The 20,361-nt window shown below is 55.7% G+C and carries 18 protein-coding genes; 9 read left to right on the top strand and 9 right to left on the bottom strand.

Going from position 1 to position 20,361, the window contains the following annotated elements; translation table 11 throughout:
• Positions 1-30 precede the first annotated feature (30 nt).
• The 3 genes from AC07RN_RS03220 to AC07RN_RS03210 all read right to left on the bottom strand — a co-directional run bounded on the left by AC07RN_RS03220 (position 31) and on the right by AC07RN_RS03210 (position 4,454).
• Positions 31-846 carry a Cof-type HAD-IIB family hydrolase gene (locus tag AC07RN_RS03220; RefSeq protein WP_235135162.1) on the bottom strand — a complete coding sequence of 272 codons (816 nt, stop codon included), beginning with the start codon at positions 844-846 and terminating at the stop codon, positions 31-33.
• A 271-nt stretch (positions 847-1,117) separates the two neighbouring features.
• A complete protein-coding gene (locus AC07RN_RS03215) occupies positions 1,118-3,550 on the bottom strand; it encodes a formate C-acetyltransferase/glycerol dehydratase family glycyl radical enzyme (RefSeq protein WP_478335556.1) in 2,433 nt (810 codons plus the stop codon).
• Between the two features lie 4 nt (positions 3,551-3,554).
• Complete coding sequence (locus AC07RN_RS03210) at positions 3,555-4,454, bottom strand: glycyl-radical enzyme activating protein (RefSeq protein WP_478335555.1); 900 nt, start codon at positions 4,452-4,454, stop codon at positions 3,555-3,557.
• A 126-nt stretch (positions 4,455-4,580) separates the two neighbouring features.
• Here AC07RN_RS03210 and fsa point away from each other — a divergent pair, with 126 nt between their 5' ends.
• A complete protein-coding gene (gene fsa, locus AC07RN_RS03205; RefSeq protein WP_478335554.1) occupies positions 4,581-5,243 on the top strand; it encodes a fructose-6-phosphate aldolase in 663 nt (220 codons plus the stop codon).
• 516 nt (positions 5,244-5,759) lie between these two features.
• Here the strand turns inward: fsa and moeB are convergent.
• The gene (moeB, locus tag AC07RN_RS03200; protein ID WP_478335553.1) at positions 5,760-6,512 is read right to left on the bottom strand and encodes a molybdopterin-synthase adenylyltransferase MoeB; all 753 of its coding nucleotides are present in this window, start codon (positions 6,510-6,512) and stop codon (positions 5,760-5,762) included.
• A 2-nt stretch (positions 6,513-6,514) separates the two neighbouring features.
• Positions 6,515-7,747 carry a molybdopterin molybdotransferase MoeA gene (moeA, locus tag AC07RN_RS03195; RefSeq protein ID WP_478335552.1) on the bottom strand — a complete coding sequence of 411 codons (1,233 nt, stop codon included), beginning with the start codon at positions 7,745-7,747 and terminating at the stop codon, positions 6,515-6,517.
• A 189-nt stretch (positions 7,748-7,936) separates the two neighbouring features.
• Here moeA and iaaA point away from each other — a divergent pair, with 189 nt between their 5' ends.
• The 7 genes from iaaA (at position 7,937) to AC07RN_RS03160 (ending at position 15,983) form a co-directional block, all read left to right on the top strand.
• Positions 7,937-8,875, top strand: coding sequence for a beta-aspartyl-peptidase (gene iaaA / locus AC07RN_RS03190; RefSeq protein WP_012016722.1), 939 nt, complete (start codon positions 7,937-7,939; stop codon positions 8,873-8,875).
• A gap of 11 nt (positions 8,876-8,886) precedes the next feature.
• Complete coding sequence (gene gsiA, locus AC07RN_RS03185; RefSeq protein ID WP_478335551.1) at positions 8,887-10,758, top strand: glutathione ABC transporter ATP-binding protein GsiA; 1,872 nt, start codon at positions 8,887-8,889, stop codon at positions 10,756-10,758.
• A gap of 33 nt (positions 10,759-10,791) precedes the next feature.
• Positions 10,792-12,330, top strand: coding sequence for a glutathione ABC transporter substrate-binding protein GsiB (gene gsiB, locus AC07RN_RS03180; protein WP_478335550.1), 1,539 nt, complete (start codon positions 10,792-10,794; stop codon positions 12,328-12,330).
• 48 nt (positions 12,331-12,378) lie between these two features.
• The gene (gene gsiC, locus AC07RN_RS03175) at positions 12,379-13,299 is read left to right on the top strand and encodes a glutathione ABC transporter permease GsiC (RefSeq protein ID WP_478335549.1); all 921 of its coding nucleotides are present in this window, start codon (positions 12,379-12,381) and stop codon (positions 13,297-13,299) included.
• Positions 13,300-14,211, top strand: coding sequence for a glutathione ABC transporter permease GsiD (gsiD, locus tag AC07RN_RS03170; RefSeq protein ID WP_012016726.1), 912 nt, complete (start codon positions 13,300-13,302; stop codon positions 14,209-14,211).
• A 162-nt stretch (positions 14,212-14,373) separates the two neighbouring features.
• Positions 14,374-14,757: a biofilm formation regulator BssR gene (gene bssR, locus AC07RN_RS03165; protein ID WP_012016727.1), complete on the top strand. Its 384-nt coding sequence runs from the start codon at positions 14,374-14,376 to the stop codon at positions 14,755-14,757.
• A 107-nt stretch (positions 14,758-14,864) separates the two neighbouring features.
• Positions 14,865-15,983: a PQQ-dependent sugar dehydrogenase gene (locus AC07RN_RS03160; RefSeq protein ID WP_478335548.1), complete on the top strand. Its 1,119-nt coding sequence runs from the start codon at positions 14,865-14,867 to the stop codon at positions 15,981-15,983.
• Here the strand turns inward: AC07RN_RS03160 and AC07RN_RS03155 are convergent, their stop codons facing one another.
• Positions 15,984-16,610, bottom strand: coding sequence for a glutathione S-transferase family protein (locus tag AC07RN_RS03155; RefSeq protein ID WP_478335547.1), 627 nt, complete (start codon positions 16,608-16,610; stop codon positions 15,984-15,986).
• Positions 16,611-16,867: 257 nt separating this feature from the next.
• On the opposite strand from AC07RN_RS03155, the gene dacC reads away from it, so the two are divergent.
• Positions 16,868-18,070, top strand: coding sequence for a serine-type D-Ala-D-Ala carboxypeptidase (gene dacC / locus AC07RN_RS03150; RefSeq protein WP_012016730.1), 1,203 nt, complete (start codon positions 16,868-16,870; stop codon positions 18,068-18,070).
• 83 nt (positions 18,071-18,153) lie between these two features.
• On the opposite strand, the gene deoR is transcribed toward dacC, so the two are convergent.
• The 3 genes from deoR to AC07RN_RS03135 all read right to left on the bottom strand — a co-directional run bounded on the left by deoR (position 18,154) and on the right by AC07RN_RS03135 (position 20,322).
• Positions 18,154-18,912, bottom strand: coding sequence for a DNA-binding transcriptional repressor DeoR (gene deoR, locus AC07RN_RS03145; RefSeq protein ID WP_133630733.1), 759 nt, complete (start codon positions 18,910-18,912; stop codon positions 18,154-18,156).
• 65 nt (positions 18,913-18,977) lie between these two features.
• Positions 18,978-19,586 carry an undecaprenyl-diphosphate phosphatase gene (ybjG, locus tag AC07RN_RS03140; RefSeq protein ID WP_449553623.1) on the bottom strand — a complete coding sequence of 203 codons (609 nt, stop codon included), beginning with the start codon at positions 19,584-19,586 and terminating at the stop codon, positions 18,978-18,980.
• Between the two features lie 7 nt (positions 19,587-19,593).
• Positions 19,594-20,322: a phosphatase PAP2 family protein gene (locus tag AC07RN_RS03135; protein WP_012016733.1), complete on the bottom strand. Its 729-nt coding sequence runs from the start codon at positions 20,320-20,322 to the stop codon at positions 19,594-19,596.
• Positions 20,323-20,361 lie beyond the last annotated feature (39 nt).

Below are 20,361 nucleotides of genomic sequence, written 5' to 3'. Positions count from 1 at the left end.
TGCCGGAGCTTAGCCCCGGCCAGAAGGGGATTACGCGTTGAAAGGGTCGGTATTGTCGAGCACGGCCTGGATGACATTCAGCGCGCCCTGATGATTGTTATCGTCAGCACGAAAACGGCTAATGGATTTAATGCTTTCCGCTGCATTACCCATCGCAAACGAATATTTCACCAGCTTGAGCATTTCGGCGTCATTACCACTGTCACCAATACCTACGCACTCCTGCGGGGAAATGCCCCAGCGTTTGAGCAGGCGGCTGATGCCATTGGCTTTATGCAGGCCAGGGATAATCAGATCGACAAAGCCAAAACCGCTGGTGACGGGCTTCATGATGCCGTCCAGCGACACATGCAGTTGGTCGATGAGATCCGGGATATCGCTATCCGGCAGGTTAAGTGAGAACTTGAACAGGACGTCGTCAATGTCCTGATAATCACTGATACGCTTTAAACGGTGATAGTGTTTTGACATCAGCGCTACAAACTCATCGGGCGCGTTATTGCTCACGTATGCGCTCTCTAATCCACAGGCGACGAAATTCAGCTGTTTATCTTTGAGCAATTCGCCGATCACGATTTGTGATTCGTGGCGGGTCAGTTCGCCGTGGAAAATCTGCTCGCCGTGATCAAACACCAGCGCGCCGTTTTCAGCGACGAAAGAAATGTGTTCTTTCAGTTCCGGGAAGAACGAGATGAGCTGGTAATACTGGTTACCGCTGGCGACAACAAATTCAATATCACGTGCCTTAAGCTGCTCGAATTGTGCCTGAAAGCGTTCACGATCGTACTGCTTGGCATCATCAAGGAAAGTTCCGTCCATATCGGTGACGATAACTTTAACGGTCATACATTGTTCTCCAGAATATTACTGCGACCAAGAAACATTCTAATAACAATGTGACCCGAACCACAAATCTATTTCATTCGAAACCAAAAACTAAAAACGACAACCAAGTTGCCGTTTTTAGTGTTCGCTCCCTCTCCCGTGGGAGAGGGTTGGGGTGAGGACATCAGACAGCAGAGGAGGTAAAGCAAAACGGCAACCCCAGTTGCCGTTTTTAGTGTGTGCTCCCTCTCCTGTGGGAGAGGGGCGGGGTGAGGGCATCAGACCGCAAAGGTTAGAGCGTATGCTCCGTACGGGCGATGATATCGTCCTGTGCGTCCGGCGACAGCGCGGTAAAGAACGCCGAATAACCCGCTACGCGCACCACCAGGTCACGATACTGATCCGGATGCCGTTTCGCTTCCAGCAGCGTTTCACGCGACACAATGTTGTACTGAATATGCCAGCCTTTATGCACCTCGAAGAAAGTGCGCAGCAGGATCATCAGCTTCTGACGGTCCGAATCGTTCTCAAGCGTTGCCGGATTGAGCTTCTGATTTAACAGCACGCCACCCAGAATCGCTTCCGTCGGCAGTTTACCCACGGAACCGATAACCGCGGTCGGACCGAGATGATCGGTGCCCGACGCCGGGCTTGCGCCTTCCGCCAGCGGGGTATGCGCTTTACGTCCATCCGGCGTTGCCATCGTCGCCGCACCAAACGGCACGTTTGCCGAAATAGACGACGTACCCGCGTAATAGTTACCGCCAATCGGACCACGGCCGTAGCGCGGGTTGTGGTACTGCTTCAGCTCTTCGATATAGGTCTGGTAGGCGCGGGCCAGCAGCAAATCAACGCTGTCGTCATCGTTGCCGTATTTCGGTGCGCCGTTAATAAGACGCTGGCGCAACTGCTCATGCGTCAGCCCTTCGTAATCATCCGCCAGCGCGGCTGCCAGCTGCTGCTGACCGATCGTGCCCTGTTCAAAGACCAGCTTCTTCACCGCAGCCAGGCTGTTCCCAAGGTTGGCGATACCGACCTGCAAACCCGACACCCAGTCGTATTTCGCGCCGCCTTCTTTAATACTTTTCGCGCGCTCAATGCAGTCGTCCACCAGCGCAGAGCAGAGAATATCGTGGACGTTTTCTTCCAGCATGGTGTCCACCACGTATTCAATCTCGATGGATTTACGCGTGTAGTAGCGAATCTGGTTATCCCAGGATTCCATCACTTGTTCGAAATTATCGAAGTTACCGGCGGAAAGCGCTTTATCCTGCGGCAGGAAAACCTTGCCGCTGGTGGCATCGCGACCGCCTTCCATCGCCGCCAGCATCACGCGGGCGAAGTTGATAAAGCTCATACCGGTACAGCGATATCCCCATTTGCCGCCCACGGCGGTTTCGATACACCCGATCGCCGCATAGTCGTAAGCATCTTCTTTTTCGACGCCGAGCTTGATGAATTCGGAAATCACAATTTCATCATTGTTAAACGCGGGCATGCCAAAGCCGCAGCGGATCACCTGCACGCAGGCGTCGAGGAAATCATTGCTCATACCGGCGTGGTAACGCACGCTGAGGTTTGGCTGGGTAGAACGCAGGCGACCGCAGGATTCCAGAATCGCGTAAGAGAGCGGGTTCACCGCGTCCATCGCTTCGCCATTGACCAGCTTCTGTCCGCCAATGGTGACGTTCTGATACAGCGGACTGCCCGCCGACGCTTTTGAGTGCGAGCCGGAACGAATTTTGTTCACTTCCAGCAATTTCAGCCAGCAGCTGTGCAGCATTTCAATCGCGTGTTCGCGGTTGAGCGACTGATCCAACTCAACGTCACGGCGGTAGAACGGATACAGATACTGGTCCATACGGGCGAAGGAGACGGAGTGACCGTTGGATTCAATTTGCAGAATCAGCTGGATGAAATAGCACAGCTGCAGCGCCTGCCAGAAGGTTTTTGGCGGCTGATGGGCAATCACATCGCAGTTTTCCGCTATCGCCAGCAGCTCGTCGCGACGACTTTCGCGGATCTCGTTGCTCGCCATTTCACGCGCCAGGCTGGCAAAACGTTGGATATGCAGGCTCACGGCGTCCAGCACGATATCAATCGCTTTCAGGAACTGATCGCCGTGCAAATCGTCCAGTACGGTCAGGTTAATGCGAGTACGGCGCTCGGCCACTTTGGCACGCATCCCGTCGAGGCCTTTTTCCAGCAGCAGCGGGAAATTCACCGCCAGATGGGCGTCGCCAGAGGTCATATTGCCTTCGGCTTTGATAATCCCGGTTTCCAGAAGCCCTTTTTGCTCGTCAGTAAACATGCCGTAGCAGCGATCCTGCACCGTCTGGCCGCGCCACCACGGGCAAATATCATGCAGAATGCGTTTATTCTCTTCGCTAACGGCAAAGCCCGCGCCCGGACGGTCGGCCAGGTCGTCGATCTCTTTTTCAATCCACGACACGGTATATTCCGGAAAAATCGGCGCGGCGCGGACTTCGCTTGCCTGGTTGCCGATGATTAGCTCGTCGTGTTTGATCCAGATGGTGCGCTTCGCCAGATGATGCGCCAGCGCCAGCGCGCGACGTACCGGGATAGGTTTGTCCATGTGCTGCTGGTACATTTCGGTGTAATGCTGCGCGCGTTCGGTACAAACGGGCGGCTTAACGATATGCACCAGAGCGGTTTTATGCGCCTTAATACGATCGGTCAGGGTGTTCAGATTCAGCTGTGTCATAACATTATCCTCGTAAGGTCGCGGTTAACCCATTCTGGCCAGCACACGCCAGGGCAAAGTCCAGTAACGCTGGGTTATCGAGCGGTTTATCAGGGGCAGAGTAGGGTTGGCCGAGCAGGGTATATTTGTTCATGCCAAGGGTGTGGTAGGGCAGAAAATGGATCTCGCGGACGTTGAGTTCATCCGCAGCAAAACGGGTAATGGCTTTGATGGACGCTTCATCTGCGTTAAAACCGGGAATCAGCGGGACGCGAATCGTGATTTTTTTGCCCGCTGCCGCAAGACGTTTCAGGTTTTCCAGAACGCGCTTAGCCGAGCCGCCAGCCCATTGTTTAAACACCTCACCATCGACATGTTTTAGGTCGGCGAGAAACAGATCAACATACGGCAGCGAGGGCTCAATAGCGTGCCACGGGACATGCAGACAGGTTTCGACGGCGGTATGTATGCCTTGTCCATGGCTGGCTTTGAACAGCGAGAGGGCCAGATCCGGGTTCATAAACGGTTCGCCGCCGGAGAGCGTGAGACCGCCGCCGCTGCGATCGTAAAAAGGTTTATCGCGCAGTACGGTGGCCATAATATCGGCGACCTGTTGATCCTCACCGCAGACGGTCATCGCTTGCGTAGGGCAACAATCGGTGAGGGCGTTGAGCGTTGCGTCGTCGAGTTTTTCGCGATGAATAATCAGTCCATTCAGCGCACGCTCGATAATCCCTGGCGCCGCCTGCTGGCAAAGGTCACAGCCTTCCAGGCACTGGCGGGCATCAAACAGGACGTCTCGGGTACGAGAGCGGCTCTCAGGGTTTTGACACCAGCGGCAGCTTAGTGAGCAGCCTTTCAGGAACACCACGGTACGAATACCGGGGCCGTCATGAGTCGAGTAGCGCTGAATATTGAAAATCATAATATCGCCTCTTATTGCGTATGAAGATTAAATAACTTTCGAATGAAAGTTATTTTGATGTACATCAACTCTGCGGCGGGTTTTTACGTGGTAGTGTTATGGCAGGCTAATTTTGAGGGTTTGATCATGGAACTTTATCTCGATACTTCCGACGTTGCCGCAGTCAAAAAACTGGCGCGTATTTTCCCGCTGGCGGGTGTAACCACTAACCCCAGTATTGTGGCGGCGGGTAAAAAGCCGCTGGACGTGCTGTTGCCGGAGCTGCATGACGCGCTGGGGGGAAAAGGCCAGTTGTTCGCGCAGGTGATGGCAACCTCGGCGGAAGCGATGGTCGAAGATGCGAGAAAATTACGCGCCATCATTAACGATCTGGTGGTCAAAGTGCCCGTCACGGCAGAAGGGCTGGCCGCCATTAAAATGCTGAAAGCCGAAGGGATCCCAACGCTGGGCACGGCGGTGTACGGCGCTACGCAGGGCATGCTGTCGGCGCTGGCGGGTGCGGAATATGTTGCGCCGTATGTGAACCGCCTGGATGCACAGGGCGGTGACGGTATTCAAACGGTGGTGGAATTACAGCAACTGCTGACGCTGCATGCCCCGCACGCAAAAGTGCTGGCCGCGAGTTTTAAAACGCCGCGTCAGGCACTGGACTGTTTGCTGGCGGGCTGCGAGGCCATCACTTTGCCGTTGGATGTGGCGCAGCAGTTTATTAGCGCTCCCGCGGTGGATGCGGCTGTGGCGAAGTTTGAGCAGGACTGGCAGAGCGCGTTTGGCCGGACGTCTATTTGATTGTGCTGCCTGATGCCCTCACCCCGACCCTCTCCCACAGGGAGAGGGAGAAAGGTGCCAGCGGAGAGAATAGGGCAGTGGCAATTCCCTCTCCCACGGGGAGAGGGAGAAAGGTGTCAGCAGAGAAAATAGGGCAGCGAACAGTTCCCTCTTCCACGGGGAGGGGGAGAAAGATGCCAGCAGAAAAAAATAGGGCATCGGACAGTTTCCCCTCCCACGGGGAGAGGGAGAAAGGTGTCAGCAGAGAAAATAGGGCATCGGACAGTTTCCCCTCCCACGGGGAGAGGGAGAAAGGTGTCAGCGGAGAAAATAGGGCAGCGAACAGTTCCCTCTTCCACGGGGAGGGGGAGAAAGATGCCAGCAGAAAAAAATAGGGCAGCGAACAGTTCCCTCTTCCACGGGGAGGGGGAGAAAGGTGTCAGCGGAGAAAATAGGGCAGCGAACAGTTCCCTCTCCCTCCGGGAGAGGGGTAGGGTGAGGGGAAACAGGCACACACAACAACAATCCGCGTTGCTGTTACCCTCCGCACACCTCGCATCCCGGATGGCGCATCAGTTTCATCTCGCGGAACTGACAGGTCATCGCGTCGTACATCACGATTTTCCCCGCCGCTGGTGTTCCGTAATGCGTCAGTACTTTAATTGCTTCCATCGCCTGCAATGACCCGATCACGCCGACCAGCGGAGCCATCACGCCCGCCTCGACGCAGGTCAGCGCATTCTCGCCAAACAGACGGCTCAGACAGCGATAGCACGGCTCGCCGTCGGCGTAAGTAAATACGCTGATCTGGCCCTCCATACGAATCGCCGCGCCGGAAACCAGCGGAGTTTTATGGGTAAAACAGCCCGCGTTGAGCTGATTGCGAATAGTGACGTTATCGGTGCAATCAAGCACCAGGTCGTGATGCGCGATGTGCGCGTACAGCGCGGTGTCATCGAGCAACGCGTCAATCAACGTGAACTGAACGTGAGGATTAATACGCGCCAGTGCGGCGTGCGCGGAGGCGACTTTTGGCTCGCCAATCGTTGCATCGCTGTGTAGCGTCTGGCGCTGCAAATTGGATACCGACACGGTGTCGAAATCCAGCAACGTCATGTGCCCGACGCCCGCTGCGGACAGATATTGCGCCGCCGCACAGCCCAAACCACCCAAACCAACCACTAACACGCGGGCGGCTTTGAGCGCTTCCTGACCGTCAAAATCAAAACCACGCAGGACGATCTGGCGGTTGTAGCGCAGCATCTCCTGGTCGCTCAGTTCAACCGTCATGCTCAGCCTCCGAACAGGTGGTTAAAGGCTTCGACCTCAACCCATTCGCCCGCGTCGACGTTCCCGCGCTCGCGCTCAAGGACGATAAAGCAGTTGCCCTGGCTGAAGGAGCTGAAAATATGTGAACCCTGATGGCCGGTGGTGCTCACTTCCAAATCGCCCACGGCGTTTCGCGCCAAAATCCCGCGCTGGAAATCAAGACGCCCCGGTGATTTCTTCAGGCGCGTAGCGGCCCGCACGCGTTGACGCACAGGCAGATCCTGCGCCGTATTCCCGGACAATTTCGCCAGCAGCGGCTGCACCAGCTGATAAAACGTCAGCGCCGCCGACACCGGATTACCCGGCAGGCCGCAGAACCAGCTGTGTTCAAGTTTACCGAAAGCGAACGGTTTTCCGGGTTTAATCGCCAGTTTCCAGAAGCCGATTTCACCCAGCTCATCGAGCATGGTTTTGGTATAATCCGCTTCGCCAACGGATACGCCGCCAGAACTTATCACCACATCTGCGGATGTGTCCGCTTCGATAAATGCGGCGCGCAGTTTTTCCGGATTGTCAGGAATAATGCCGAGGTTAATGACCTCGCAGCCCAGCTGTTCAAGCATCAGATGTACGGCCAGACGGTTGGTGTCATAAATTTGCCCCTCTTTCAGCGGCTGACCCGGCAACTGCAGCTCATCGCCCGTCGAGAACAGGGCAACGCGCACTTTGCGCACCACGTCGATTTCCGCAATACCCAGCGACGCCAGCACCGGCAGTTCAGCGACCGTCAGCGGTTTCCCGGCGGCAAACACAGCCGCGCCCAGCGTGATATCTTCTCCGGCGCGGCGGATGTTCTGGTTCGGTTTAACGCTGGCGGTAAAACGCACGCCGTCGTCGGTTTGCTCGGTCTCTTCTTGCATCACCACCGCGTCGCAACCCGCTGGCACCGGGGCACCCGTCATAATGCGAATACAGGTTCCCTGCGGCCATTCGCCCTGGAAAGGCTGGCCCGCGAAGGCTTTTCCGGCGACCGGCAATGCATTTCCCGCCTGAATGTCTGCAAGACGCACCGCATAACCGTCCATCGCGGAGTTATCAAATCCCGGCACGTTCAGCGGAGAGACGATATCGCTCGCCGTCACGCGACCAAAACAGCGCAGTAAAGGTAGCGTTTCGTGCTCTTTCAGCGGCGAAATCCGGTCGAGCATCTGCGTGAGTGCCGTCTCAAGCGGCATCAGTCCGGCGGTAAAATCCATGGGTCACTCCTGCGGGATTGCAACGAAAGCGGGCATTATGGCAGAAAAGTGCCGCTAACTGTATGACTCTGATGGTGTACGCTTTACATCACAGTTGCGTCTTTCTATATTCAAAAATCATCTGAAGCTCCGGCCACGATAATGATATTTATAGAAAAAGCAGCGCCTTTACGCTGATGGGTGATTGATATGGTGAATGCGGTTATCGCAATACACGGCGGAGCAGGGGCAATTACCCGATCAAAGCTGAGTCCTGAGCAGGAAAAACGCTACGTCAATGCGCTGTCTGCGATTGTCGAAACCGGTCAGCAAATGCTGGAAGCGGGAGCCAGCGCGCTGGACGTGGTCACCGAAGCGGTGCGTCTTCTGGAGGAGTGTCCGCTGTTTAATGCGGGCATTGGCGCGGTGTTTACGCGCGACGAAACGCATGAACTGGATGCTTGCGTGATGGACGGCAACACGCTAAAAGCAGGGGCCGTTGCGGGTGTTAGCCATCTGCGCAACCCGATTCTGGCGGCGCGTCTGGTGATGGAGCAAAGCCCGCATGTGTTGCTGATTGGTGCCGGAGCAGAAAAATTTGCCGCTGAGCACGGAATGGAAGCGGTTCAACCTGACATTTTCTCCACGCCTGAACGCTATCAGCAATTACTGGACGCGCGCACGGCGGGGATCACCCAGTTGGATCATTCGGCCCCGCTGGAAGAGAGCACCAAAATGGGGACAGTTGGCGCGGTGGCGCTCGATAAAGAGGGCAACCTGGCGGCGGCGACGTCCACTGGCGGCATGACCAATAAATTACCCGGTCGGGTAGGGGACAGCCCTTTACCTGGCGCGGGATGCTACGCCAATAACGCCAACGTGGCGGTCTCATGCACCGGCACGGGGGAAGTGTTTATCCGCACGCTCGCCGCCTACGATATTGCGGCGCTAATGGATTACGGTAATTTAAGTCTCGCTGAGGCCTGCGAGCGCGTGGTGATGGAAAAATTGCCCGCACTGGGCGGGAGCGGCGGGCTTATCGCTGTCGATCGCGAAGGCAACGTTGCGTTGCCGTTCAACAGTGAAGGCATGTATCGCGCCTGGGGTTATGCAGGCGATGCACCAACAACGGGGATTTATCGTGAATAAGGGGGTTATGGGTGCCGCAACGTAACGATCTGGACAGCCAGCAGGTCCTGGCGGTTCACAACCTGAACATCGCGTTTCAGGAAGAGCGGCGGCCCGTACCGGCGGTAAAGCAACTCTCGTTTTCACTCAAACGCGGAGAGACGCTGGCGATTGTTGGTGAATCCGGCTCCGGTAAATCGGTGACGGCGCTGTCGCTCATGCGCTTGCTGGAACAGTCTGGCGCTACTGTCGAGTGTGACAGCATGCTGCTGCGCAAGCGCAGCCAGAAAGTGGTGAGCCTGATGGACATGAGTCAGTCGCAAATGCAGAGCGTGCGCGGCGCAGACATGGCGATGATATTCCAGGAACCGATGACGTCGCTCAATCCGGTGTTTCCGGTGGGCGAGCAAATTGCCGAGTCGATCCGCTTACATCAGGGTTTAAACCGGGAAGATGCACTGGCAGAAGCCAAACGCATGCTGGAACAGGTCCGCATCCCGGAGGCGCAGACGATCCTTTCGCGTTATCCGCATCAGCTCTCCGGCGGGATGCGCCAGCGGGTGATGATTGCGATGGCGCTGTCATGCCGTCCGGCGGTGCTGATTGCCGATGAACCGACCACGGCGCTGGACGTCACGATTCAGGCGCAAATTTTGCAGCTCATTAAAGTGCTGCAACAGGATATGGACATGGGGGTGATTTTTATCACTCACGATATGGGCGTGGTGGCGGATATCGCCGACCGGGTGCTGGTGATGTATCAGGGCGAAGCGGTGGAGACGGGCAGCGTCGAGCAGATTTTCCATGCGCCGCAGCACCCCTATACCAAAGCGCTGCTGGCGGCAGTGCCACGTCTGGGGGCGATGAACGGTAGCGATTTACCGCGTCGTTTCCCGCTGATCTCCATGAACGAGTCGCAGCATCAGGAAGCCGAAACGGAGCAAGATACGGTGGTGGCGGGGGAACCGATTTTACAGGTCCGTGATTTAGTGACGCGCTTCCCGCTGCGTGGCGGCATTTTGAACCGCGTGAAGCGCGAAGTGCATGCGGTCGAAAACGTCAGCTTTGATTTGTGGCCCGGCGAAACGCTCGCGCTGGTGGGCGAGTCGGGCTGCGGCAAATCGACCACCGGACGCGCGTTGCTGCGGCTGGTTGAGTCGCAGGAAGGCAGCATTATCTTTAACGGCAAGCGCATCGACACGCTGTCGGCGAGCCAGCTGCAACCGCTGCGGCGTGATATTCAGTTTATCTTCCAGGACCCGTATGCGTCGCTCGATCCGCGCCAGACGGTGGGGTACTCGATTATGGAGCCGCTGCGGGTGCACGGTTTGCTGCAGGGCGAAGAGGCCCAGCGGCGCGTGTCGTGGTTGCTGGAACGCGTAGGGCTTAAACCGGAACATGCCTGGCGTTATCCGCACGAATTTTCTGGCGGTCAGCGGCAACGAATTTGCATTGCCCGCGCGCTGGCGCTGAACCCGAAAGTGGTGATCGCGGATGAGTCCGTGTCTGCGCTGGACGTCTCAATCCGGGCACAAATCATCAACTTACTGCTCGATTTGCAGCGCGACTTGGGCATCGCCTTTTTGTTTATTTCACACGATATGGCAGTAGTGGAGCGCATCAGCCATCGCGTGGCGGTGATGTACATGGGGCAAATTGTTGAAATTGGTCCACGTCGCGCGGTGTTTGAAAATCCGCAGCATCCTTATACCCGTAAGCTGATGGCGGCCGTACCGGTCGCCGATCCGGCGCATCGCCACGGCCAGCGCGTACTGCTCCAGGATGAAATGCCGGGCAATATTCGTAAACGCGGTGAGCGCGCGGAACGGGTTGAATTACGCGAGGTTGGCCCCGGCCATTTCGTCGCACCTCCGCGTCAGAACAATGCGTTTTCGCGTTTATAACGTTTGACAGACAGGGAACAACAGGAGAATAAAATGACAAAATTTGTTGCTCGACCATGGCTGTTAGCCGCGAGTGTCACGGCGGCGCTGGCGGCAAGCCCTGCCTTTGCTGCCAAAGATGTGGTTGTTGCGGTGGCATCAAACTTCACTACGCTCGATCCGTATGACGCCAACGACACGCTGTCGCAGGCGGTGGCGAAGTCGTTTTATCAGGGACTGTTTGGCCTTGATAAAGAGATGAAGCTGAAAAACGTGCTGGCGGAGAGCTATACCGTCTCCAATGACGGCCTGGTGTACACCCTCAAACTGCGCAGCGGTGTGAAGTTCCAGGACGGGACAGACTTCAATGCCGAAGCGGTCAAAGTGAACCTGGATCGCGCCAGCAACAAGGAGAACAGCCTCAAGCGCTATAACCTGTACAAGAATATCGCCAGCACCGAGACCGTCGATCCCACGACCGTTAAAATTACCTTAAAAGAGCCGTTCTCGGCGTTTATCAATATTCTGGCGCACCCGGCGACGGCGATGATTTCGCCAGACGCGCTGAAAAAATACGGCAAAGAGATTGGTTTCCATCCGGTCGGAACTGGCCCGTATGAGCTGGTCACCTGGAACCAAACCGATTTCGTGAAGGTGAAGAAATTCGCTGGGTACTGGCAGAAAGGGCTGCCAAAGCTGGACTCCATCACCTGGCGTCCGGTGGTGGATAACAACACCCGCGCGGCGATGCTGCAAACCGGCGAAGCACAGTTTGCCTTCCCGATCCCTTACGAGCAGGCGGCGATCCTGCAAAAAAACAGCAAGCTGGAGCTGGTCGCCAGCCCGTCGATCATGCAGCGTTATATCAGCATGAACGTCACACAAAAGCCGTTTGATAACCCAAAAGTGCGTGAGGCGATCAACTACGCGATTAACCGTCAGGCGCTGGTGAAAGTGGCCTTTGCGGGCTACGCGACGCCAGCCACCGGCGTTGTGCCGCCGTCAATTCAATATGCCGAAACCTTCAAGCCGTGGCCGTACGATCCGGCCAAGGCGCGCGAGCTGTTAAAAGAGGCCGGATTCCCGAACGGCTTCAGCACCACGCTGTGGTCGTCGCACAATCACAGTACCGCGCAGAAAGTATTGCAGTTCACCCAACAGCAGCTGGCACAGGTGGGCATTAAAGCGCAGTTAACCGCGATGGATGCGGGGCAGCGTGCCGCAGAAGTAGAAGGCAAAAGCCAGAAAGAGAGCGGTGTGAGAATGTTCTACACCGGCTGGTCAGCCTCAACGGGCGAAGCAGACTGGGCGCTGTCGCCGCTGTTTGCTTCGCAGAACTGGCCGCCAACGCTGTTTAACACCGCGTTTTACAGCAATCCGCAGGTGGATAAAGATCTGGCTGACGCCCTGAAAACCACTAAACCGGAAGAGAAAGCGCGGCTGTATAAAGACGCGCAGGATACTATCTGGAAAGAGTCGCCGTGGATCCCGTTGGTGGTGGAAAAACTGGTTTCCGCGCATAACAAAGCGCTGACGGGTTTCTACATTATGCCGGATACGGGCTTTAGCTTTGACGATGCGGATTTGAAATAACAGAACTCATTCCCGCAGGCGACGGCTTGCGGGATGAGAGGGAAAGGCATGCTGAATTACGTTATTAAACGCCTGCTGGGGCTGATTCCAACGCTACTGATCGTGGCGGTGCTGGTGTTTTTGTTTGTCCATATGCTGCCGGGCGATCCGGCGCGATTAATTGCCGGGCCAGAGGCGGATGCCACGGTCATTGAGATGGTGCGCAAGCAGCTGGGTCTCGATCAACCGCTGTATGTCCAGTTCTGGCATTACATCACCAACGTTTTACAGGGCGATTTCGGCACGTCGATGGTGTCGCGTCGTCCGGTGTCCGAAGAAATTGCCAGCCGCTTTATGCCGACGTTTTGGCTCACCATCGCCAGTATGCTGTGGGCGATGGTATTTGGTCTTGCGGCGGGGATTATTGCGGCCGTCTGGCGCAACCGCTGGCCGGATAAACTCGGCATGGCGCTGGCCGTCACGGGAATTTCATTCCCGGCGTTCGCGCTCGGCATGCTGCTGATGCAGATTTTCTCGGTGGAGCTGGGCTGGTTGCCGACGGTCGGGGCTGACACCTGGAAGCACTACATTCTGCCGTCGATCACGCTGGGTGCTGCGGTGTCCGCCGTGATGGCGCGCTTTACGCGCGCCTCGTTCGTGGATGTGTTGAGTGAAGATTATATGCGGACCGCGCGCGCCAAAGGCGTCAGTGAAAAGTGGGTCATCCTCAAGCATGGTCTGCGCAATGCGATGATCCCAGTGGTCACGATGATGGGCCTGCAGTTTGGCTTTTTGTTGGGCGGCTCGATTGTGGTCGAGAAGGTGTTTAACTGGCCGGGGCTGGGTCGCTTACTGGTCGATTCGGTCGACATGCGCGACTATCCGGTAATTCAGGCGGAAGTCCTGTTGTTTTCACTGGAGTTTATTCTTATCAATTTAGTGGTGGATATGCTGTACGCCGCCATTAATCCGGCAATCAGGTACAAGTAAATGAGATTGTTGCACTGGCGCCGTCAGGCCATGTTAAACGCGATGCCGGGGATAAAACCGGACCATATCCGCACGCCGTGGCTCGAATTCTGGCGGCGATTTCGCCGTCAACCCGTGGCGATGACCGCAGGGCTGTTCGTTTTGCTGTTGATCGTCGTGGCGATTCTGGCGCCCTGGATAACGCCGTTTGATGCGGAAAATTATTTTGACTACGACCGCCTGAACGACGGCCCGTCAATGATGCACTGGTTTGGCGTGGATTCGCTGGGACGCGATATCTTCAGCCGCGTGCTGGTGGGGGCGCAGATTTCGCTGGCCGCAGGTGTTTTCGCTGTGCTGATTGGCGCAGCGATAGGCACGGTGCTGGGGCTGCTGGCGGGGTATTACGAAGGCTGGTGGGATCGCATTATCATGCGCATCTGCGATGTGCTGTTTGCCTTTCCGGGTATTTTGCTGGCGATTGCGGTGGTGGCGATTATGGGCAACGGCATGGCAAACGTGATAATTGCCGTGGCAGTGTTTTCCATCCCGGCGTTTGCCCGTCTGGTGCGCGGCAATACGCTGGTGCTCAAGCAGCAGACGTTTATCGAGTCGGCGCGAAGCATCGGCGCCAGCGACGCGACCATCCTCTTCAACCACATTTTGCCCGGCACCGTGTCATCCATTGTGGTCTATTTCACGATGCGCATCGGCGTGTCGATTATCTCGGCGGCGAGTCTGTCGTTCTTAGGATTGGGCGCACAACCGCCGACGCCAGAGTGGGGCGCGATGCTGAACGAAGCGAGGGCCGATATGGTGATTGCGCCGCACGTCGCGCTCTTCCCGAGCATGGCCATTTTCCTGACGGTGCTGGCGTTTAACCTGCTGGGCGACGGACTGCGCGATGCGCTGGACCCCAGAATCAAAGGCTAAGCGCGGGGATGATTTCCCCTGTGTCAGAAAAAGCATTAGCACGAAAGTGTTAACATTGTAAAAGATGTTAAACAGTTGCCATTTATTGATCTCAGGCAGTGATCTGTACAAAAAATGAACTTATGCTTTCTGTGCACAATGGCTGATTAGGGAGGAAATAGCATGTCCGTTGACAGACTGAAACGCGATCTGCTGAACAAGCTGATCAATGCCCGAATTGACCTTGCAGCTTATCTGCAGTTAAGGGTGGCAAAAGGGTATATGTCAGTCAGCGAAAGCGACCATCTGCGCGAAAATTGTTTTGAACTGAGCGCCTACATGCGTCAACACGCGCCGATCCTGAAGGATCATTATGATGCGAATGAACAACTCGTTCTGCGTCGCGCAGCAGACGCGCTTTCTAAAGCCGCCGTCTGTTTGATGACCGGGCACCATGATTGCCCAACGTTTGTAGCCGTTAGCGCAGATAAGCTTGAAAACTGCCTGACAACACTCACTCTCTGCATTATGTGCCTGAAAGAGCACACTCCGCTCCAACAGCACTAAGCCACGGGGGAGGCAACTCCCCCTTCTGATTAAGCTTTTGTAAAAACGCTAACGCGCCCGTGCGATCTGGCTAGTCTTTATGCCATACGTCGAAAAAGGAGTGCGTTATGCGTCGATCCTCGCTTATTTCTATATCTGTCTTATTGATTTCCACGTCGGTAATAGCGGCTCCCGCAGCGGTTAAGGTCGATGTTCTCCAGACTAAACTGGATCACCCCTGGTCGCTGGCCTTTTTGCCCGATAATCAGGGCATGCTGATCACTCTGAAAGGCGGGCAGCTTAAGCACTGGCAGGCGGGTAAAGGGCTATCCGATCCGATTGTGGGTATTCCAAAAGTGTGGGATAGCGGGCAGGGTGGGCTTTTCGACGTGGTTCTCGCACCCGATTTTGAACAATCACGCCGCATCTGGATGAGCTACGCCGAAGTCGGAAATGACGGTAAAGCGGGCACGGCGGTGGGATATGGCCGTCTTAGCGATGACCTGTCGCGCATCGAAGCATTCCAGGTGGTGTTGCGCCAGATGCCAAAACTGTCCACCGGCAACCACTTCGGCGGGCGATTAGTCTTTGATGGTAAGGGATATCTGTTTATCGGACTGGGTGAAAACAACCAGCGTCCGACCGCGCAGGATCTGGATAAACTGCAGGGCAAAGTGGTGCGTCTGACCGATCAGGGTAAAGTGCCTGCCGACAACCCGTTTGTCGATAAAGCCGGTGCGCGGCCAGAAATCTGGTCCTACGGCATCCGCAATCCGCAGGGGATGGCGATGAATCCCTGGAGCGATACGCTGTGGCTGAATGAACACGGCCCGCGCGGCGGCGATGAAATTAATATCCCGGAAAAAGGTAAAAATTACGGCTGGCCGCTGGCGACACACGGCATCAACTACAGCGGCCTGAAGATCCCAGAAGCGACAGGCGAGCACCACGACGGCACCGAGCCGCCGCTGTTTGTCTGGAAAAAATCGCCGGCAGTCAGCGGGATGGCGTTCTACAACAGCGACGTATTCCCGCAGTGGAAAAACAAGCTGTTTATCGGCGCGTTGAAAGAGAAAGACGTGATTGTGCTGAGCGTGAACGGCGATAAGGTGACGGAAGACGGCAGGATTCTGGGCGATAAAGACTCCCGTATCCGCGATGTCCGCGTCGGGCCAGATGGATATTTATACGTACTGACAGATGAATCAGACGGGCAACTTTGGAAAGTCAGCCCGTCTAAACAGTGATTAGCTGACGGGGATCATCACCACGTTCTGATACGCAGGGCGCTCGCTGAGCTGTTTCAGCCAGCGCTCAAGATTCGGGCGTGGTGCCCAGGTCAGGCCAATCTGGGTCAGGTTCCAGACGAACGGTGCCACCGCAATATCACCCACGCCGAAGTTTTCCCCGGAGAACCACGGGTTGTCGGCCAGTTCGGCATCCATCATCGCGAACAGCGTTTCGCAGGTGTCTTGCGCCGCGTGAATGGCGGGATAATCGCGGTCGGGTTCAGCGGTTCTTACCAGCCCCATCAGGATCACGCGGTGGGCAGGAGAAAGCGTCTGGTTCGCCCAATCCATCCATTTTTCACCCTGAGCGCGTTGCGCGGGGGCGTCGACCCACAGGCGATTCTGGCCGTACTGCGCCGCCAGATAACGCACAATGGCATTGGATTCCCACAGCGTTAAATCCGTCTCATCGTCACGTAACAGCGGCACCAGGCCGTTCGGATTCATTGCCAGATAGTCGGCGTCTTTATTCACGCCGAACTGCAAACCTGCCATCACCAGGTTAAACGGTAAATCCAGCTCTTCCAGCGTCCAGAGGACTTTCTTGACGTTGGTGGAGTTATTCCTGCCCCACAGCGTAATCATACTGACTCCTGAAATCATCAAACCATCGGTTTTGTGAATGAAATCTAACGAATTCCATGGTGAGATAAACCCAACAATTACGCAACAGGTGACAAAAAAATCGTCTCTATCAAAGCGTATCTGAATGTTATTGCGTAAACTTTAAAAACTTTACCTCGTTTAGGTTTCTTTGAACGCATTTGTGCGCTATTACTCATCGCTTCTTGCGACACGGTGATGTGACGTGATTTTTAGAATGGACACTCGGGTGGGCATGTATGACGCAACTAACTTCTTCTCTGCGCGGCCTGGCAGCTGGCTCCGCGCTACTTTTCCTGTTCTCTCCAACACTTTATGCAGCTGAACAAGCCGCGCCTGAAGCGCCTCCGGTTGACGCGCGCGCCTGGATTTTGATGGATTACGCCAGCGGCAAAGTGCTGGCGGAAGGCAATGCGGACGAACAGCTCGATCCGGCGAGTCTGACCAAAATCATGACCAGCTATGTGGTGGGTCAAGCGCTGAAAGCAGGCAAAATCAAACTCGACGATATGGTCACCATCGGCAAAGACGCCTGGGCCACCGGTAACCCGGCACTGCGCGGATCGTCCGTTATGTTCCTGAAACCGGGCGATCAGGTGTCCGTTTCCGACCTGAATAAAGGCGTAATCATTCAGTCAGGCAATGACGCCTGTATCGCGTTGGCCGATTATGTAGCGGGCAGTCAGGATTCGTTCATTGGTTTGATGAATGGTTACGCGCAAAGACTGGGCTTGACCAAAACCACGTTCAAAACCGTTCACGGTTTAGATGCACCAGGGCAATTCAGTACCGCACGTGATATGGCATTGCTCGGCAAGGCGCTGATTCACGATGTGCCAGAAGAGTACGCCATCCATAAAGAAAAAGAGTTTACCTTCAACAAGATTCGTCAGCCGAACCGCAACCGCCTGTTGTGGAGCAGCAACGTGAATGTGGACGGGATGAAAACCGGCACCACGGCGGGCGCGGGTTATAACCTTGTGGCCTCGGCAACGCAGGGCGATATGCGCCTGATCTCCGTTGTGCTGGGGACCAAAACGGATCGTATCCGCTTCAACGAATCAGAAAAACTGCTGACCTGGGGCTTCCGCTTCTTCGAAACCGTCACCCCGATTAAACCGGATGCGACGTTTATCAGCCAGCGCGTGTGGTTTGGTGATAAGAGCGAAGTCAATCTGGGGGCGGGTGAAGCCGGTTCAGTGACCATTCCGCGCGGGCAGCTGAAAAACCTGAAAGCCAGCTATACGTTGACCGACCCGCAGCTCACTGCGCCGCTGAAAAAGGGCCAGGTAGTCGGGACAATCGACTTCCAGCTTAACGGCAAATCCATCGAGCAGCGTCCGCTGATTGTGATGCAAGCGGTGGACGAGGGCGGCTTTATTAGCCGGATGTGGGATTTTGTCCTGATGAAATTCCACCAGTGGTTCGGGAGCTGGTTCTAGGTAAAAGCAAACGGCAACCCGAGGGTTGCCGTTTTAGTGTTTACTCGCTCTACCCTTGGGAGAGGGGGGGTGAGGGCATCAGCCTAGTACATCAGCTTAATTTGCTGCTCTTTTGCATGAGCGACCAGTTCGTCATCCGGGCGACAATCACTCACAATCGCATCAAAACGCGACAGTTCACCCATTCTTGCCGAACGCACTTTCCCGAACTTGCTGTGATCCACCACCAGCACATGATATTGCGCGGCGTTCATCGCCCAATGCTTCACCGTCAATTCTTCGAGATTAAAACAGGTCGCACCCTGGCGCACGCTCACGCCCGCCGCAGAATAAAAGGCGATATCCGGGCACAGGTTGCTCAGGGTGTCTTGCAGATTCAGCGGCTTGAAAATCGCGTTGCTGGCGTGGAATTCTCCACCGCAGAGAATCACCCGGCACTCGGGTTTTTCCTGTAAGGCCAGAAAAGTGTTCAGCGAATAACAGACGCCGGTAAACGGCAGTTCGCTGTCGATGGCTTCGATAATCCAGGGCGTGGTAGTACCACAATCAAAAAACAGAGTTTGATGCGGCTGGACTAACGACGCTGCCTGGCGCGCGGCTTTGCGTTTTTCTTCAACCAGACGGGTTTTTTGATCGCTGATAAGGTAGTGACTACCGCTGCGCGGTTCGAGAACGATATACCCACCCAGCAGCACCACAGGGGCACTTTCGCTGTTCAGATCGCGACGAATAGTCATCTCAGAGACGCCAAGTAACGTCGCGGCTTCTTTGAGATGCAGCTTATCGCTGCGCTTCAGCGCCTGCAGTAGCTGGGCAATGCGGTCGTCGCGTCGTGTTTCCATAGGTCCTCAGGATCAAAAGTGAACCCCGCAACGCGGGGGCTCAAGTGTAACCTGTCGCACCGGGATTAGTCACGTACCCAGCCTTTGCGGATAGGAAAGGCAAAGCAGACGCGGTAGACCTGCTGGAGCCCGCGATACAGCTGCTGACCAAACAGATTCCACAGGATTTGCGCGCTCAGGCAGCCAATCATGCCGACCAGCAGACCGCCGAGCATATCGAGCGGCCAGTGAACGCCCAGATAGACGCGCGACCAGGCAATAGCTATCGCGATGCCCATCATGACAACGCCAGACCAGACGCGATGCCAGAACAGGAAAGCCAATGCGAAGGTGAAGATCACCGTGCCGTGATCGCTTGGGAAGGAGTCATCCGCCGAATGATGCAGGAAATTGGAGCCGATATGGTCGACAAACGGACGATCGTGCGGGAACAGATGCCCCAGCATCCACGAGGCCGTCATGCTGACAGCAAGCGCCATGGCGACTTTAATCACCAGTTGGCGCTGCGCGCTGACCTGTTTACGCGGCCCCCACAGCCAGAGGATCACCACCAGCGCCGGGACAATGTTAATCAGATCTTTGGCGATAAATTTGGCGAAGACGATAGTCCACTCTGACGAGGCCGGAGTCGCATTAATCAGATAAAACAGTCCTAAATTGAGATTCTCTAGCATTCCATCATCACTCTTTTGCAAACCAGGCAGAAACAAGGCCATAGGCCAAAACCTGAGAAAACCACACCCACCAACCTGACCACAGGTTGTGAGAGAAAAAATGCGCGCCGCGCATCACCTGGCCATAACCCATCAACAGTCCAAAGATGATGCCGAGTGCGACAAAGCCCCAGGCCAGACGTGGACGCTCGCGCCAGAACGCAAAAAACAGCCCCATCACCATAAAACCGCTGGACGCATGCCCGCCGGGGAAACAACGGCCGGGGCCGCTATCAACCGGTGTGCTGCCGAACAGGGGATACGAAACCGCCTTACCGCCGTATTCCACCAGATCCCACGGGCAGCTGTGATGGCTCATGCTTTTCAGGACGCCAACCACCAGCGTGCCGAGCCCCATCAATAACGCACCGGTTACCAGCGGCGCGTTGCGACGATAGGCGCCGTAAATCAGCGCGACGGCAGCCAAGGCAATGGCGATGTACTTTGCCAGTCGGTGATTGAGTAAATCGAGCAAGGGGTTCTGTTGCAGCGGAAAACGGTGCGTTGCCGCGTCAAACCAAAAGCCCGTTATCCAGCGGTCCAGCATTTCGTCGCGCGAAAGCCAGGTAAACAGCACCGCCAGAACGCCTAGCACAAAAAGTTGATAACCATAAAAGCGTGCCGGCAAACGGTAAAGCGGTTTTGTCTTAGTTGTCTGTGACTTAGATAATTCTGATGCGACAGGTAATTGGGCCATGATGACATTCGATGACGAGAAATAGGGTTATCATAGGGG

It is taken from the genome of Lelliottia sp. GFLA7 (assembly GCF_056490165.1).
This window is presented reverse-complemented; position numbering and strand designations above follow the sequence as displayed.

Bases quoted from the DNA above. Each gene is read 5' to 3' on its own strand.
- AC07RN_RS03160 (WP_478335548.1), top strand. From the start codon at position 14,865: ATGCGTCGATCCTCGCTTATTTCTATATCTGTCTTATTGATTTCCACG.
- iaaA (WP_012016722.1), top strand. From the start codon at position 7,937: ATGGTGAATGCGGTTATCGCAATACACGGCGGAGCAGGGGCAATTACC.
- AC07RN_RS03220 (WP_235135162.1), bottom strand. From the start codon at position 846: ATGACCGTTAAAGTTATCGTCACCGATATGGACGGAACTTTCCTTGAT.
- AC07RN_RS03215 (WP_478335556.1), bottom strand. From the start codon at position 3,550: ATGACACAGCTGAATCTGAACACCCTGACCGATCGTATTAAGGCGCAT.
- dacC (WP_012016730.1), top strand. From the start codon at position 16,868: ATGACGCAACTAACTTCTTCTCTGCGCGGCCTGGCAGCTGGCTCCGCG.
- moeA (WP_478335552.1), bottom strand. From the start codon at position 7,747: ATGGATTTTACCGCCGGACTGATGCCGCTTGAGACGGCACTCACGCAG.
- gsiD (WP_012016726.1), top strand. From the start codon at position 13,300: ATGAGATTGTTGCACTGGCGCCGTCAGGCCATGTTAAACGCGATGCCG.
- moeB (WP_478335553.1), bottom strand. From the start codon at position 6,512: ATGACGGTTGAACTGAGCGACCAGGAGATGCTGCGCTACAACCGCCAG.
- AC07RN_RS03155 (WP_478335547.1), bottom strand. From the start codon at position 16,610: ATGATTACGCTGTGGGGCAGGAATAACTCCACCAACGTCAAGAAAGTC.
- ybjG (WP_449553623.1), bottom strand. From the start codon at position 19,586: ATGCTAGAGAATCTCAATTTAGGACTGTTTTATCTGATTAATGCGACT.
- fsa (WP_478335554.1), top strand. From the start codon at position 4,581: ATGGAACTTTATCTCGATACTTCCGACGTTGCCGCAGTCAAAAAACTG.
- deoR (WP_133630733.1), bottom strand. From the start codon at position 18,912: ATGGAAACACGACGCGACGACCGCATTGCCCAGCTACTGCAGGCGCTG.
- AC07RN_RS03210 (WP_478335555.1), bottom strand. From the start codon at position 4,454: ATGATTTTCAATATTCAGCGCTACTCGACTCATGACGGCCCCGGTATT.
- gsiC (WP_478335549.1), top strand. From the start codon at position 12,379: ATGCTGAATTACGTTATTAAACGCCTGCTGGGGCTGATTCCAACGCTA.
- AC07RN_RS03135 (WP_012016733.1), bottom strand. From the start codon at position 20,322: ATGGCCCAATTACCTGTCGCATCAGAATTATCTAAGTCACAGACAACT.
- gsiB (WP_478335550.1), top strand. From the start codon at position 10,792: ATGACAAAATTTGTTGCTCGACCATGGCTGTTAGCCGCGAGTGTCACG.
- bssR (WP_012016727.1), top strand. From the start codon at position 14,374: ATGTCCGTTGACAGACTGAAACGCGATCTGCTGAACAAGCTGATCAAT.